This is a genomic window from Gemmatimonadota bacterium (assembly GCA_016719105.1).
GTDB lineage: Bacteria > Gemmatimonadota > Gemmatimonadetes > Gemmatimonadales > Gemmatimonadaceae > SCN-70-22.
In genome coordinates this window covers 242517-257586 of sequence record JADKAQ010000016.1, presented here as the reverse complement: position 1 = coordinate 257586, position 15070 = coordinate 242517, and the positions used below count along the sequence as shown (strand labels likewise).

The window sequence follows — 15070 nt, the reverse complement described above, 5'->3', positions numbered from 1 at the left end:
CATCCGGCCCGGTGCCAACCACCACACGCTGCGCGGGGACATCGCGCAGCGTGTGGGACACCACGCTCCGGGTTTGTGCATCGGGCGAAGTCACGGCATCGTCGAAATCGCACGCTCAATCCGCCGCGCAAACGCGATCGGCTGAATCTCCTGCCCCTGGAACATCCACTGGTTCAGCACCGCCACCGTACGCGTCTTCGGAAACACAAACACATACTGCCCGCCATAACCCCACCCGAAGTACGCTCCGGAATCCTGCAGCACGCCCGGACCGACGGTCCACCACATCAACCCGTAGTTGACCCGGGCCGGTGGCTGCCCGGGCTTCACCGGCTGCTGGCCGCGCACCGACTCCGCCACCCACTCCGCACTCACCAGCCGGGTGCCATTCCACATGCCCTGATCGAGCATCAGCTGGCCGAGCTTCGCCAGATCCGCGGGCTCGAGATACAGGCCACCCTCGGAATCGGTCAGGCCGCCCGATGATCGCTTCCAGTGAAAGCGCGTGATGCCGAGTGGTGCAAAGAGATGCCGCTCGGCGTACACCTGCAGGTCCACACCCGTGGCACCGCGGAACACCTCGGCCAGCAGCGCCGCCGCACCATCGTTGTAGTGGTACTTCGTGCCTGGCTCGGTCTCCATCGGCTGGGCGAGGACCAATGACACCCAGTCACTGCTGTTCTCCATGCGCTGCGTGATGTCGTCATCACTGCCGTAGCCACCTCCCTCGGGCCAGCTGATGCCGGACGTCATCGTCAGCAGGTGCCGGATCGTGATCTTACGGCGCACCGAGTCACGGAACGCCGCTGCATGCGCCGGGATGAATTGCGCGATCGGCTGATCGATGGTCGCGATGTCCTTGCGGGCGATCGCGACACCGTAGACCAGCGACACGATGCTCTTGCTCACCGACTGCAGCGTGTGGAGCGTGCGACCCTGATAGAAGGGATGCCAGTTCGGGTCCTGATAGTTGAACACACCGGGCGGCTTCTTCATCGCATACACCCCCTCGTAACTGCGAGGAAAGGTGCGCGAAATCAGCGGCACTCCGTTGCGCACCACGTGCACCGCGTCCACGTAGCCGAAGTCGCCGCGCGCGGCGGAGTCGGCGAAGGCGGTCAGCGCGGCGGTGTTTTCAGCCGCTGGTAAGGCGCAGCATGGCGTGTCGCGATGGCGCGTGAACCAGTCGGTGATGTACGCCACCTTCGCGATGTGGTGGCTGGGCCGGTCACGCGCGCCGTGTGATTCTCCGGGAATGCGCACCAGCTCCGTCGGCACACCGCGCAGACGCAACGCGGTGAACCACTCCTCGGATTGCCCGAACGGCGTGCGGTAGTCGCCGTCGCCACCCATCACGAGCGTCGGCGTCTGCACACTGGCCACGCGCGACAACGGCGACTGCGCCCAGTAGTGCGTGGGATTCTCCCACGGCGCGCCGCGCAGCCAGTGTCCCTGAAAGTGCGAGCCGTTGTCGGCCGTGAGCACTTCACTGGTCCAGTCGATGACGGGGTAGAGCACCGCCGCCGCGCGGAAACGCGTGGTGCGCGCCGTGAGCCACGCGGTCAGGAGTCCGCCACCACTGCCACCGGTGACGTAGAGCTGCGCGGGATCAGCCAGGCCTCGTGCCACGACGGAATCGACCGCGGTCAGGAGGTCATCGGCATCGTCACCGGGATAGGTCTTGTCGATCAATCGTGCGAATGCTTCGCCATAGCTTGTCGACCCGCGAGGATTCACATACAGCACGACGTAGCCTTGCGCGGCCATCCACTGCTTCTCGATGTCGAAGCGATCACCATACGCGGCGAACGGACCGCCGTGAATCTCGAGGATCGTCGGATACTTCTTGCCCGGCGTGTAGCCCGGCGGCGTGATGATCCACGACTGGAAGCGCTGGCCATCCTTCGAGGACTTCGCCCAGAACGACGAGACCTGCCCCGCCCGCCGATCAGCGAACACATCGTCGTTGACGGCCGTGAGCTGCTTCGTGAGAGTGCCAGCAGTCGTCGCGAACCAGACATCACCCGGTACGGTTGGCGATCCGCGCGTCATTGCCAGCGCACCACTGCGACTCATCGAGAATGCCTGACCGCCGCCGTACGCGTCGAGATCGCTGGCGAGTGAGTCGGCCGCCAACGTTGTGGTGCCATCGAGCGCGATACGCCAGAGACCGGCCCGTCCTTCGCGATCGGCCAGGAACAACAGACCGTTGCCGTCGGGAAGCCACGCTGGACTGTCGATCGCAGCGTCGAAGCCAGCCGAGAGCAGTTTCGGTTTTGCATCACCAGTGCGTGGGACCAGCCAGAGTCGCGGCTGTGTCCAGGCGTGCCCGGAGTCCGCGACGCTGACGAAGGCGAGCCACTTGCCGTCGGGTGAAATCGCCGGCGAACGATTCGTCCCGCGGCGACGGAATACCGGCTTCACGTCGCCATCGGCGACGCGCACTTCGAACAGGTCTGACGAACGCGATGTGAGATCGGGCGACGGGTTCCCGTTGGCGGTAACGATGAGCGCCGCACCATCGGGCGTCCAGATACCCGGGGTCGCACCGTACGCACGCCCGTACTGCAGCACGCCACCAGCGGTGACCTTGCGTGCCGTTCCCCCCGTGGCTGGCACGACGAACAATTCGGTGCGACCGCTGGGCAGCAGGCCGGCGCCATCGCTGCGATAGCGAACGTCAGTGGCCGCGATCGCGGATGGTGCCCAGGTCGCACCGGCGGGCGCAGTCGGCATCCCCGCGGGAACGCGAGGTGGTGTGGCGACGAGCATCGCAAATGCGATCTGTGATCCGTCGGGTGAGATCGTGAACCATTCCGGCGTGGATGGCAGCTTCGCAAGGCGAACGGTCTGTTCACTCGCCACATCACGACGATACATCTGCGTCGTGCCATCCACGCTCGACAGATAGATGACCGCATCACCCGACGGGGTCCACCGTGGCGCACGTTCGTTGCCGTCGCCGGCCGTCAGCCGCCGATGCATCGATCCGTCGGCGTTCACCAGCCAGAGCTGCGTCACCTTGCGGTCGCGCATGATGTCGAAGCTCTGACGCACGTACACCACGCGCGTGCCATCCGGCGAGAGCTGCGGTTCGTTCACCGTCTCGAGCCGGAAGAGATCGAGTGGCACGAGCGGCGTCGCGGCGCTGCTCGCGGCCACTGTCGCGCGTTTGGCAGCACTCATCAGATCGCGGCCTTCTGGCGGACCATCGTATCCGGGTGTCGGCAGTCGGAGCGCGATATTCGCGTCGCGGACCACGCCCCACGGCGTGACGGGCGTCTGGTGCAGGAAGCCACGCACCTCGGCCTCGGTCAGGCGCGAGACGGTCTGCTGGCCGGCCCGGTACCAGCTATCCACCTTCTGCCAGACGCCGTCGACGCGGGCAATGACGATGTAGTGATTGGCCGATCCTGCCGTGGGCGCACGGCTCGGGCGTGCGCCGCGACTGAGGTCGGCATCGGCACCAACGATGAACACCGGGTTCGCAGTGCGACGCATATAGTCGGTGACCGCGCGCTCCCTGGCAGCAACCGTGGCCATCGTGGCGCCAAAGAGTGGCTCGGCACGCAGGCCGAGTACGTCGAGCACGCGATGGAACTCGTCGCCTGCAGAGCGTCGTGATGCGACGATGGCTCCGGTCGCGTCGATCACCGGTTTGGTCGATCCAATGACACCGGCCACTCCGTCCACATCGGCGTGCAGGTAGAGTCGTTCCTGCACGCGGTGTGCGGTGCCGATCGTACGATCGAGTGGCAACCCGAAGAGGCGTGCGACCGAATCGACGCTGCCACCGAGCAACACGAAGGCGTTCAGCGATGCGGCGGCGCTGCAGCGTGCATCATCACTGCGTGTGTCGTCGAGGCGATCGAGCTGCGTGAGGTACGCGACGCGCGCAAGCGGCGAAGATATGCTGAGCGTGTCGGTCTCACGACCTTGCGCGACGATGCTGCATGGCACCGTGAGTGCGGCGAGCAATCCCAGCGTGGAGATTCGGTTCATTGGGTGAATCCCGGGTTGGTGGCGGATGGGTGCACAGATGTCTCGTACGCGGCGGAGGCCGGAAGCCCAAGCATCGCGCGTGCTTCGGCAGGTGTTGCGACTGCCCGATTGAGTTCCTTCGCCTGACGTGCCGTGCGCGCCACGAGCTGCGCATTGCTGTCAGCCAGTTCGCCGCGGCGGTAGTAGATGTTGTCCTCGAGTCCGACGCGCACATGGCCGCCCATGAGCAGCGCGAGCGTGGTCAGGGGCAATTGATGCGGTCCGATGCCGGAACAGAGCCAGAGGGTGTCATCGGGGAAGTCGCGCAGCAGGTCGAGCACCGCTTGCACCGTGGGCGGACTGGCGGCCTGATAGCCCATGACGGTCTGTATCCAGTAGGGTGCCGCAATCAGGCCTCTGTCGATCAGGTGCCGGACGACGGCGACGCCCCCCGAGTGATACGTCTCCAGTTCCGGTTTGATGCCGCGCGATTGCATCTCGCGCGCGAACGTCTCCACCATCCCGAACGTGACCGGCCAGCAGTCGTCGATCTCGGTGGCCGCGCGTGGCGAGCGCAGTGGTGCACGTCGCTCACGGGTGCGCACGAGGCTCATGTCGGGCGTGAGGTTGAGCGACGCCATCTCGGCACCGCTTTCGAGGCTGGCGAGTCGCTCGGTGTCCGTCATGCCCACGCTGCCACCCGTGGTGACATTGATGATCACTTCGGGACAGCGATCACGAATCAGGCGCACCAGCTGTTGCCAGTCGTGCGCAGTCCGGGCCGGCTCCGGTGGATCGTCGGGATCACGCGCGTGCACGTGAACCATGGCGGCGCCGGCGCGGTACGCCGCATTCACGGCGTCGGCGATTTCCTCAGCCGATTCCGGGATGGCGGGATTCACTTCCTTGCCTTGCACACCACCGTTCACCGCACAGCAGATGATCACCGGCGGCAGGCCCTGACGCACGCGATCGAGATAGGCGAGCGTGTCGGTGTAGCGAAAGGCGGCGTGCGTTGCCGAGGGCATCGGGCGTTTCGGTAGGGGTCGCTCGAGTATATTCCCAGCTCGAGGACGGCGCGAGCCGTGACCGACGGGCGGTGTCGGCTGTTACGTGTCCCTCAAGGCCAAATCGCGACACAACCGCCTTCTTCATGACACAGCTGCCCACGCTCTCTACCGACCGGCTGGTCCTGCGCCCGTTCAACCTGTCAGACGCCCCCGTCCGTCGAACGCCTGGCCGGCGTCTGGGAAGTTGCCGATGCCACGCTCACCATTCCGCACCCGTATCCCGCGGGCGGCGCGGCGGACTGGATTGCGACGCACCGCGACGCATGGGCTCACCGCGAGAACCTGACGCTCGCAATCTGCGCCAGCACCACGCCGGACACGCTGCTCGGCGCCATCAGTCTGAAGATTTCCGAGGCGCACCGGCACGGTGAAGTCGGCTATTGGATCGGCGTCGACTCCTCGGGGCATGGGTGCCACGGAGGCCGCGCGCGCAGTCATCGCCGCGGCTTCACCGACATCCGGCTGCACCGGGCATTCGGGCGGCACTTCTCGCAATCCGGCGTCGGACGCGTGCTCCAGAAGCTCGGCATGCAACATGAGGGCGTACAGCGCGATGCCTGTTTTCGGTGGGGGAAGTTCGAGTCGGTCGTCATGTATGGCGTTCTCGCAGCGGAGTGGGATGCGGGCCCCGACACGCACGCGGGTCAATCGAAGCCGCCGACGCAGCCGGGGACCTGTATGTGAGCCGTGGTGGCGCGCGTCTCGCTGGCGCCGGCGCGCCGCCGACCTCCTGTCGTCGCGCCATCGACGCTGCAGGGACCCGTGGCCGTTGCGCCGCCGGATGCCGTTCAGCACTCGATTCGCCACCTGCGTAGTGCAATACACGCTCTCTCGCATATTTCCCCGACGCTGATGCACCGCCCGCGTCGCTCACACCGCACTGTCCTCCGGAATCGTCGCATGGCGCATTCGCGCGTCCCAGCAGTCGTCGGTCACACTCCGTGGCTGGTCCGCGTTCTGGCAACGCTGACAGTCAGCGCTCTGGCCCTGCTCCCGGCGGATGCCCGGGCTCAGGGGGCGACGCCGGCCCCCGTCCGCCTTGACGCTGCCCGCGCCGACTCCTTCGCCCGCGCCGCCCGCGCCCGCCCGCTCCCGGAAGCTCGCGCGCTGAAGATCACCACGCCGCCACAGATCGATGGCCGGCTGGACGAACCGATGTGGCAGCAGGCAGTGCCGATCACCGACTTCCTGCAGCGTGAGCTCAATGAAGGCGTGCCGGCCACGGAACGCACTGACGTGCGGCTCGCGACTGATGGACAGTCGCTCTACATCGCCGCGCGGATGTACGATCGCGAGCCGAGCCAGATCGTGCCCGGCGAGAAGATCCGCGATGTCACGCTTTCCAACAGCGACCACATCGCGCTGATCTTCGACACCTATCACGACCGCCAGAATGGCTTCGTCTTCGCCACCACGCCGGCGGGAGTGGAGTACGATGGACAGGTGATCCGGGAAGGCGAAGGCGGCGGCGCCGCCGTGCCGGGGCAGAACCGTGCGCTCGCCGGTGGCCTGGGCGGCTTCAACGTCAACTGGGACGCAAGTTGGACGGTCGGGATAGCGGGATAGGAATTTCGATCGGCGCGAGTCGGCTATGCGTCGACCATAGCGCGCGATCGCCGACCTCGCCAGCGCCTCGTGGCGGGCGGCGGGGAGGCCATCGATCTCGTTCTGGTGCCGTGAGCGCCGGGGGAACGTCGGTCACGACCTTCGGCACCATGGGTGGTCGAACCTGGGCGGCTCATCTGACGGACCGGTGGTACCGCCGCCCACGCCGACCGCCCCCGCGTGGGGCGGGGGGTGGGGGGGCGTCCTCAGCCGGGCGGCGGGGCGTCGGCGACCGGGCGCGGGCGCGCGCGGGGCTCCGGCTCGCAGGGGCCCGCGTCGATGGCGGGCTCCGGGCGCCGGGGTGGGGCGCGGGCACGGCGCGGGTGCGGAGGTGGGTGAGGATCTGGTCGATGACCGACGACTGCGTAATGAACGCCACGACGCGCATCGCGCCGCGGCAGGTGGGACACGCGAGTGGGTCGACCTCGAAGATCTGCTGCAGGAGCGGCGCCCATCGGCGGGCCACCTCGGTCGGCGCCAGGCGGGGCGCGGGGCACGATCGCGGGCGGCCCGGCGGCGCCGGGCGTCGCCTTCAGCCGCATGCCCTGGGGACGGTTGGCATACCAGCCATAGTACCGCGTGGTGACCTGGCCCTTGTCGGGGATGTGCACCAGCACCCGGGCCAGGAACTCCAGCGGGTCCACGGTCTCGGTGCCCGCCGTCGGGCCCTCGGACTTGTCGGAGCGATACGTCACCGCGTGGGCGGCGCGGTCGTAGGTGAGCCGCTCCAGCGCCACGGGATTCCGCGCGCAGTAACGCGCGAGGCGGGTCGCGAACGCGCGATCGTCCTCGGGGACCCAGACGGCCGTATGGACGTGGAACCCCGAGTGCGGCCAGGTGAGCATCCCGGCGGCCTGCTCCTCATCGAACAGCGCGAGGCGGACGAAGAGCCGGAGGACGGCGCGGCGGAACGCCTCCGTCAGTCGCGCGGCATCGTGGGCGGGCCACGAGACAAAGGTCCCGTCCGGCCGGAAGCCGCCGTCGGTGACGAGCAGGTGCAGGTGCGGATGCCAGTTGGCCCGGGAGCCGTGCGTCTGCAGGCACGCGACGATGCCGACCGCGAGGTCGCGCTCGCCGGTCAGCGTGCGAATGGCGGCGGTGACGGTGCGGGCGGCGACGCGGGCGATCTCGCCGAGCAGGCGGCGGCGGTAGAGACAGTAGGCGCGCAGCCGCTTCGGGATGGTGAGCACGACCTGCCGGTGCGGCACGGGCGCGAGGAGCGTGGTGTCCAGCCACTGCGTCCAGATGGCGAGCCGCTTCGCGTGGCAGCTCGGACAGAAGTAGCGGCACTTACACGAGAACGCGAGCAGGTACTCGTGCGCGCACGCAGTGCAGCGGATGCGCGCGAACCCGTGGTCGAGGATGCCACACGCGAGGAACTTCTCGGCGACCTGCGCGACCACGGAGCGCCACGGGCCGTACTCGCGCGCAAAGCGGTCGTCGTACACCGTCTGCAGGCGATGCAGATGGTCTGACACCAGCCGAAAGAGCGGCGACGCTTGCGGACGTCGGGGCTTGTAGACGCCACGCGCCGCCGGGGCCGCATCGGGCATGCGCGCTCCGGGACCGGGGAGCGCCGAGAATACGTCCGACTCGGCCGCTCCCTGTCACCGTTCCGTTGCGCGAGGGGCCATTCCGACGCACTGTCCGGTCGTCCGGGCCTTACGATGCTTGCTGTTGACGAGCGGACCGACTATCCGCGCCACGCGACAGATCGCGCGGTCCGCTCGCAACAGAAGCCAGCGTTAAGCCGCCACCCATCATTCATCGTGACGACTGTCATACGACTTCCGACGATATCGCCGGACGATGCACTCGCCTTCCTGATTGAGTGGCTCCGTACGCGCTGGCAGAGTCACGCTCGCAGCTTCCACAACTCCACAGATCCCGGGTTCCAGTTCAGCATCCGCTCTGTCATCCAGGACCGTCTCCGCGAAATCGCGCGAGACCCCTCACAGAGGTCGTCGGTGTCTCAGCTCGACGAGACGACGAACACCGCCCCCTTCGTGATTGCTGCGTGGGAGCTTGTACGTCGCGGCGTCCTAGCGCCGGGCATGCTCGCGGCCAAAGGTCAGCTCCGCTTTCCGGGCGACGAGTTCCGCCTGACCATTCTCGGCGAATCCCGCATCTCGTCCCCCGACGAGGCCACTCCTCAGCCGTCGGAGCACGCGCGCTTTGCCAAGCACCTTCTTTCGCACGGCGACAGGTTCCGTGACTCATTCGCTCCGCGCGCAACGGAGGCTCTTCGCTGCTATGCGGGCGGACTGTACTTCTCATGCTGCGTGATGAGCGGTGCGGCGGCCGAGTCGATTCTCCTTTCCTTGGCAGTTGCGAAGACGCACGATGAGTCTCGCGTGCTCTCGGATTATCGAAAGACTAGTGGCACGGCGAAACTTGTGCAGTTTCTGCAGCGACAGCAGAATGCCGTCGTTCAGCGGCAGCTCGATTCGTTCGTTGAGCTGCTTCGCTACTGGCGCGACGAAGCCGCACATGCCACCGATCAGCAGATTGACGAGGAGGAGGCGTTTCATTCCCTGTTGCTACTCCTTCGCTTTGCGCGCTTCGCCGACCACCGATGGACCGAGCTCACATGAGCGTGCGGCTTAACACTGCATGCAGCAGACGGCCGAGCCGTTGTGCGCTCGCTTCGCTCGCTCTATTTGATTCGGCCGCAGCTGATGCTCAACGTTAGCGAGCCGAAGGAGGCAGACGTGGATCCGACGCATATGCGCGACGAAGGCGCTGCTTTGCTCGCGCCGCTGCTCACTGCGCACGGGTTCGAGTATATCCCCGGCGTGGTCGACCGCGGCAGCGGTGGCCGCTTCGCCCAAGGAGCCTTTGTCCGCGACTCGCGTTGCCTGGAGTTCAGTACGCGCCACTCTCTTGGCGACGTCGTATACCGCCTAGGGGAGCACGCCCTGCCGCACGTAGCTTTCATGCGCGCGGTTGCTCCGCGTGGTGCGGCGCGCTATCCGGGCTTCCGTTCCGATCCTCTCGATTCCTTCCGCGATCTCGCCGCCGACATCGCGGCATACGGCACCGCCTTTCTCACTGGCACCAACGAGGCCTTCCTCGGCATCGTCGACCTCGCGCAGCAGGCACCGTCCGGATTCGCCGCGCTCGATCGGCGCCCCGCTCGCTAACGGGCGCTGCAACAGACCGCGGAACCTGCTCCACTTTGGTTGACACTTCCACCTAACTGAACTCGGAGGTGTCCCATGGCACGCGCGGGACCGCGGAAGACTCGGAAGTACAGCGAGGCGTTCAAGCTGACGGCGGTGCGGATGACGCAGCGCCCGGGCATGCAGGTGAAGACCGTGGCGGCGGGGCTCGACCTGCACCCCTTCATGCTGTCGCGCTGGCGGAAGGAAGTGCGCGATGGTGTGATTCGCGGGCGGTTGCCGCGTCGCGCGCCGTCGGGGCCGTCCCGCGAGCTGGCGCAACTCCAAGCCCTCGAGCGCGCGCACGCGCTGCTACAGGAGGAGCACGACCTCCTAAAAAAAGCCATTCGGTTCTGTTCCGTTCGAAGGCAGAAGCGTTCGCCTTCATCGACACCCAGCGGGCCCGTACGCCGTGACGCGCCTGTGTCGGCGCTTTCGGGTGACCCCGGCGGGGTTCTACGCCTGGTGTCGTCGCCCGCGCAGCGCGCATGCGCAACAGGACCGGCGACTCCTCACGGCGATCACGCGACTCTTCATACGACACCAGGGACGATACGGCAGCCCGCGCATCCACCACCTGCTGCGGGGCGAGGCGTGGGTCGTGAGCCGGCGTCGCGTGGCGCGCCTGATGCGCACGGCGGGACTGCGGGCGAAAGCCGTACGAGGCTACCGCCGGAAGGTCGGCACCCACCGCTTCTACGACCAGCGCCCGAATCGCGTGCGCGCGACGCGGGTGCAGCGCTAATCAGGTGTGGGTGGGCGACATCACCTATCTGGTCGCCGCCGGCGAGTGGCGCTATCTCGCCGTCGTGATGGATCGCTACTCGCGCCGTATCCTGGCGTGGACGCTTCGGCGGCGGCGCGATGCCAGCGTCACCCGGGCCGTGCTGCAGACCGCGGTGCGCCATCGGCGACCGTCCGCGGGCTTGATCTTCCACAGCGACCGCGGCACGGAGTATCTCGCGGCGCCCTTTCGGGACACCTTGGTCGCCCTGGGCATCCAGCAGAGTGCGTGCGTCAGCGGGCCGGGCGACAACGCCCATATGGAATCGTTCTTTCACTCGTTCAAGGCGGAAGTGGTACGCGGGGCCACTTTCGCCACCGAGGCAACGCTCCGCGCACGCTCCGGCACTTCTTCCGCTACTACAATCACACGCGCCTGCATTCGGCGCTTGGCTTTCGGTCGCCGGTTGACTACGAAGCCGGCGTGGCGTAACTCCCTAGCAAGTGTCAACGAAACTGGAGCAGGATCCCGGCCGAGCTATTGTGCGCTCGCTTCGCTCGCTCTATTTCGTTCGGCCGCAGCTGATGCTTCACGTTGAGGCTGTAGGATAAGTCGACTGGCGCGTGCGCCCCGTGCGTTGTGGAGAACTCGGGCTTCACATGTGCCCCAGGATTGGCGATCGCCGTCCCGGCAATGGTTTCGGCATGGGGGAAATCAGACCGCGCGACGGAGTTCGGACCTATCCGACAGCCTCGTTAGGCCGCCGAACCAGTGAAGCGATGTAAGCCCGAAGCGTGAGGCGCCCTCGCATCCCGCGCCTCTCCTCGAGAGTACGTCAGAAAAGCGCCGAGCAACCGGGCGGCGACCAGCGCTGGTGGAATGGGACAGCGTAACAGAACGACTCGCATTCCACACCCAACGCCGGCAGAAGGACAGAGGGCACGCCGCGAAGCAGGCCGCGAAGCAGGCCGCGAAGCAGTCCGCGACCTCCGTGGTTGTTCGTGTTGATCACCTGCGACATCTTCTCGAGTGCGCCCGATCAGCCTCACACCCCGTGATTCGATGTCTACTTCACGTCGCGACTTCCTCACTGGAGCGATAGCCTCCGCCGCCTTCCTTCCTCTCGTGCGCGGGACGTCGAGCCTTGCGCGGGCCATGGCGCCCGAACCGGAGCTCCCTCTCCTCACCGAACAGCAGCTCGGCCATCTGCGCCACATCGAGCGACTCGCGTCCCTTCCGGACGGAGAGTGGGCCATGATGGGATCGAACGATCCCGGCCAGGAGGACCTCACCGCCTATCGCTATCAGTTGGCCCAGATGGCGTATGCAGTCGGCCTGACGCACTACCATCACCTCCCCGCCGCCCCGGGCCTCTTCCGGAAGACGTTCGACCAGCTGATTCACAAGATGCTCCGGCGCGAGGTATGGAGTTACTGGCGCGAGACGAGCCGCTCGGGTCCGCGACTCGATCCGGGGCTCAAGGTCCTCCGTGACGGATGGACCGATCCGGTGAAAAGCGAGAACATCATGTACAGCGGCCATCTCCACGCGATGGTCGGCATGTACGCGACCCTGTTCAACGACGACAAGTACGACGCCAAAGGATCGCTCACCTTCCGGTATGACCCGATCTTCTACGGATTTGGGCCGGAGACGTATGAGTACAACCACGCCTCGCTCAACCAGGTCATCTACGATCAGATGGTGGCAAGTGGCTGGCACGGGATTCCCTGTGAGCCGAACAACGTCTTCATCGTCTGCAATCAGTTCCCGATCCTGGGCTTCCGCTTTTTCGACATCCGGAAGGGGACCAACCTGGCCGACCAGGCCACGGCCGGATACCGGGCAGCATGGGAGAAGAAGGGGATGCTGGACGCGCACGGCCACGTCATCTCGACGTGGATGGTACGCCAGGAGCAGAAGGTGGACGCGGGCAGCGGAGGGTTCGATGCCTGGGCCGGCTCGGCGATGAACGCCTGGAATCGCGACGTGGTACGGGCCCGCTATCCTGGACAAGTTGTCGAGTGGATCGAGCGGCGCCCTGACGGCCTGATGACTTTGCGATCACCGCGCGAGGTGATGGCCACGCGCGCGGCCCGGGACGCTGGCCGCGCGGCGCCCCCCCCGGACCGGACTTTCCCTTGGCGAACCCCGGACCTCGGCTACCTTGCCATGTGGATCTCGGAAATGGGTGACGCCGAGACGCTCCGCGGCCTCTATGCCGCCGACGGTACAATGAACCCGACGTGGGATCGCGGCGCATTGTACTATCCGCGCCACGACCGGCCGTACGATGACGCCGGCAACATGACGTTCATGGACCCGGTGACTGGCAATGCGATGCTGGCCTACGCACGGCTCAACGTCGGTGAGGGCATGTGGAGCCTTTACAACCGCCCGTTCGGACCGGAACACTTTCGGCAACCCGCGCTGAGGACGTTTCTGGCGGCGTAGACGTGCTTGGCGCCAAGTTTGACGCAGAGCGGCAGGTCATCCAACTGGCCCTGCGTAGTCGCGGCGGCCGGCCGGCGCAGGCGACGCTGCACGTGGCGAATGTGCCGACGAATCGGTCGTGGGTGGCGCGGCACGACCGGAAGGTGATCATGACAAGCGGTCAGGAACGGCGCGACGATCGCGTCAGGCTTACCATTCCGCTCACGTCCAGGGTCACTCGCCTCGAGTTGGAGATCACTGGATCCGGATAGGACCATTCGTAGAGCGCGAATGTCAATGCTGCCGGCGCGGGCATCGCCACCGGTGTGCTTGCTGCACATCATCGGCCGGCGCTTCTTCCCGAAGTCGGCCGCTCGAGGCACGAACGTGGCCAGTCGATCTTGAGGGCATGGAGAGTTGCGTGCACGGTTTTACTGCGCGGCTGCCATTCTGGAGGGAGGATTGCGCCGCGCTCGTCGTCTGGACTACTCGTTACGGCAGCGGATACGGCGGCGGCCGCGTTAGGCCAGCACGCGGTCCTGCGTAATCCAGCGGTGAGCAGCCGGGAAGACAGGTACGCAAGCGGCCTAACCCAGCCTTGGTGCAGACGGCGCCTGTGGAAACGGCCGCGAGCGGCCGGCTCAGGCACACGATTCCGTCTTGCGGTGCCCGCCCGCGGCCGCGATTGTTTGAAGCGCCGCAGCACAACGCCCGTCGTTAGGCGCCACTACCATCGGTCGGTATCGTACCCAGTCAGCCGTCGGGAGAGGGGGCGATGGCAGATCTCCGTTTCTCGCCCAGGCCACCGCAACTCGCTCGCGTGCTTGGCATCGCGACCCTGATGTTTGCGGTCATCGATTGTGGTCTCCATGCTCGCGCGGTCCTAGTGCCTATCGAGAAACTCGAAGATCCGCGTGTACGCCGCGTCGAACTCGCTCTCCGAGGGGCTGTGGCGCCCCTCCGGTACGAACAGCACGACGTTCTTTCGCGTGTCTCGCTGGAGCACCTCCACGAACGGGGCGAACGTGACGGGCGGCACCTGGTCATCCTGCCTCCCCTGCCAGATGAAGAACGGCGGGTCCTTCGGGTCCAGGTAGGTGAGGGGCTCGTACTTGCGGGTCACTTCCTTGGGCGCGTACCCCTCGGTCTCGGTGAAGAGGGCCATCCCGATTTCCTTCATGATCGGCACCGAGTGGTCCATGAACACCTTCTCCACCACGTCGAGTCCGCCCACCGGGCCTGAGAAGTTGACCACGCCGGCAATGCCGATTCCCGGAGCCAACGGATGTGCGTACGTGGGGTCGTTTGCCGTCACGGCCACCAGGCTGGAGATGTGGCCCCCGGCAGAGAAGCCCGAGAGCACGACCCGCTTCAGGTTCATGGGATAGGAAGCCTGCTGCTTCGCCAGGAAGTTCAGGGCAAGCGTCAAGTCTTCCGTCGCGACGGGAATTCCCCGCTTGAGCCGGTAGTTGAGGTTGACGACGGTGACCCCTCGTTGCAGGTACGGCCGGATGTAGCGCTCCTCCTTGGTCTTGTCGCTGATGTAGTAGCCCCCGCCGTGCAGGAAGACCACGGTGTATTTGGGGCGACGTGGGCGGCTGGCCTCTCGGGGCACATACACGTCCATGGTTTGCTCCGGGTCAGTCCCGTACGCCACGTCCCTGGTGACGGCGTACGTCGCCAGTGCCTGCGCCGGCGTGAGGTCGGCCACGGGCGCGGTCTTCACCGAACACGCGGCGAGGAGGGCCGTCGACGCGGTGACACGGAGCCAATGCAGCGGAAGATGCATGACAGGGAGACGGGACAGGAAAAGTCGATTGGGGTCCGCCGAGTATAGGACGCGGACGCCGAGCGCGCGAGCACCGACTCGGCGGTAAACCGTCGCCGTTCGGTTGCGCCATGGGCTGTTGCGACGCACCATCCGCGCGGCGCGGGCCTTGCCTAACGATACTTGCTGCTCTCGCGCGGACCCGCCACCAGCGTGGCGCACGGCATCAGGCGGTCCGCTCGCAGCAGAAACTGGCGTTGTGCCGCCGCTTTCTCGGAGTCGCTGCAATGTTCCAACGCGAGATCGATGACGCGGAGTGGGCGAATCC

Annotated in this window: 11 protein-coding genes and 1 pseudogene; 8 read left to right on the top strand and 4 right to left on the bottom strand. The window is 66.4% G+C overall.

What is annotated here, in order from left to right; all coding sequences use genetic code 11:
* Positions 1 to 90: 90 nt before the first annotated feature.
* Positions 91 to 4002, bottom strand: coding sequence for a prolyl oligopeptidase family serine peptidase (locus tag IPN47_17195; protein MBK9409745.1), 3912 nt, complete (start codon positions 4000 to 4002; stop codon positions 91 to 93).
* Complete coding sequence (locus IPN47_17190; protein MBK9409744.1) at positions 3999 to 5009, bottom strand: 3-keto-5-aminohexanoate cleavage protein; 1011 nt, start codon at positions 5007 to 5009, stop codon at positions 3999 to 4001. Before IPN47_17190 ends, IPN47_17195 begins: the two co-directional genes overlap by 4 nt.
* Before the next feature lie 207 nt (positions 5010 to 5216).
* On the opposite strand from IPN47_17190, the gene IPN47_17185 reads away from it, so the two are divergent.
* Both IPN47_17185 and IPN47_17180 read left to right on the top strand, forming a co-directional pair.
* Entirely contained in the window at positions 5217 to 5735 is a 519-nt protein-coding gene (locus tag IPN47_17185) for a GNAT family N-acetyltransferase (GenBank protein ID MBK9409743.1), read from the top strand.
* 216 nt (positions 5736 to 5951) lie between these two features.
* Positions 5952 to 6617, top strand: a complete 666-nt coding sequence (locus tag IPN47_17180; GenBank protein MBK9409742.1) for a carbohydrate binding family 9 domain-containing protein — start codon at positions 5952 to 5954, stop codon at positions 6615 to 6617.
* Between the two features lie 245 nt (positions 6618 to 6862).
* Here IPN47_17180 and IPN47_17175 read toward each other — a convergent pair whose 3' ends face one another.
* A complete protein-coding gene (locus tag IPN47_17175) occupies positions 6863 to 8104 on the bottom strand; it encodes a transposase (protein MBK9409741.1) in 1242 nt (413 codons plus the stop codon).
* A 519-nt stretch (positions 8105 to 8623) separates the two neighbouring features.
* On the opposite strand from IPN47_17175, the gene IPN47_17170 reads away from it, so the two are divergent.
* From IPN47_17170 to IPN47_17145, 6 genes and pseudogenes are all read left to right on the top strand, one after another.
* Positions 8624 to 9250 (top strand): hypothetical protein, encoded by a 627-nt coding sequence (locus IPN47_17170; protein ID MBK9409740.1) that lies wholly within the window; start codon positions 8624 to 8626, stop codon positions 9248 to 9250.
* 42 nt (positions 9251 to 9292) lie between these two features.
* Positions 9293 to 9799 (top strand): hypothetical protein, encoded by a 507-nt coding sequence (locus IPN47_17165; GenBank protein MBK9409739.1) that lies wholly within the window; start codon positions 9293 to 9295, stop codon positions 9797 to 9799.
* A gap of 75 nt (positions 9800 to 9874) precedes the next feature.
* Positions 9875 to 10114 (top strand): annotated as a pseudogene (locus IPN47_17160) (transposase).
* A gap of 115 nt (positions 10115 to 10229) precedes the next feature.
* Positions 10230 to 10562, top strand: a complete 333-nt coding sequence (locus IPN47_17155) for an IS3 family transposase (protein MBK9409738.1) — start codon at positions 10230 to 10232, stop codon at positions 10560 to 10562.
* Positions 10563 to 10572: 10 nt separating this feature from the next.
* Positions 10573 to 11139: a transposase gene (locus tag IPN47_17150; protein MBK9409737.1), complete on the top strand. Its 567-nt coding sequence runs from the start codon at positions 10573 to 10575 to the stop codon at positions 11137 to 11139.
* Between the two features lie 464 nt (positions 11140 to 11603).
* A complete protein-coding gene (locus tag IPN47_17145) occupies positions 11604 to 12995 on the top strand; it encodes a hypothetical protein (GenBank protein ID MBK9409736.1) in 1392 nt (463 codons plus the stop codon).
* A gap of 862 nt (positions 12996 to 13857) precedes the next feature.
* On the opposite strand, the gene IPN47_17140 is transcribed toward IPN47_17145, so the two are convergent.
* Positions 13858 to 14763, bottom strand: coding sequence for an alpha/beta hydrolase (locus tag IPN47_17140; protein ID MBK9409735.1), 906 nt, complete (start codon positions 14761 to 14763; stop codon positions 13858 to 13860).
* Between the last annotated feature and the right edge of the window lie 307 nt (positions 14764 to 15070).

Bases quoted from the DNA above. Each gene is read 5' to 3' on its own strand.
- IPN47_17195 (MBK9409745.1), bottom strand. From the start codon at position 4,002: ATGAACCGAATCTCCACGCTGGGATTGCTCGCCGCACTCACGGTGCCA.
- IPN47_17190 (MBK9409744.1), bottom strand. From the start codon at position 5,009: ATGCCCTCGGCAACGCACGCCGCCTTTCGCTACACCGACACGCTCGCC.
- IPN47_17180 (MBK9409742.1), top strand. From the start codon at position 5,952: ATGGCGCATTCGCGCGTCCCAGCAGTCGTCGGTCACACTCCGTGGCTG.
- IPN47_17145 (MBK9409736.1), top strand. From the start codon at position 11,604: ATGTCTACTTCACGTCGCGACTTCCTCACTGGAGCGATAGCCTCCGCC.
- IPN47_17140 (MBK9409735.1), bottom strand. From the start codon at position 14,763: ATGCATCTTCCGCTGCATTGGCTCCGTGTCACCGCGTCGACGGCCCTC.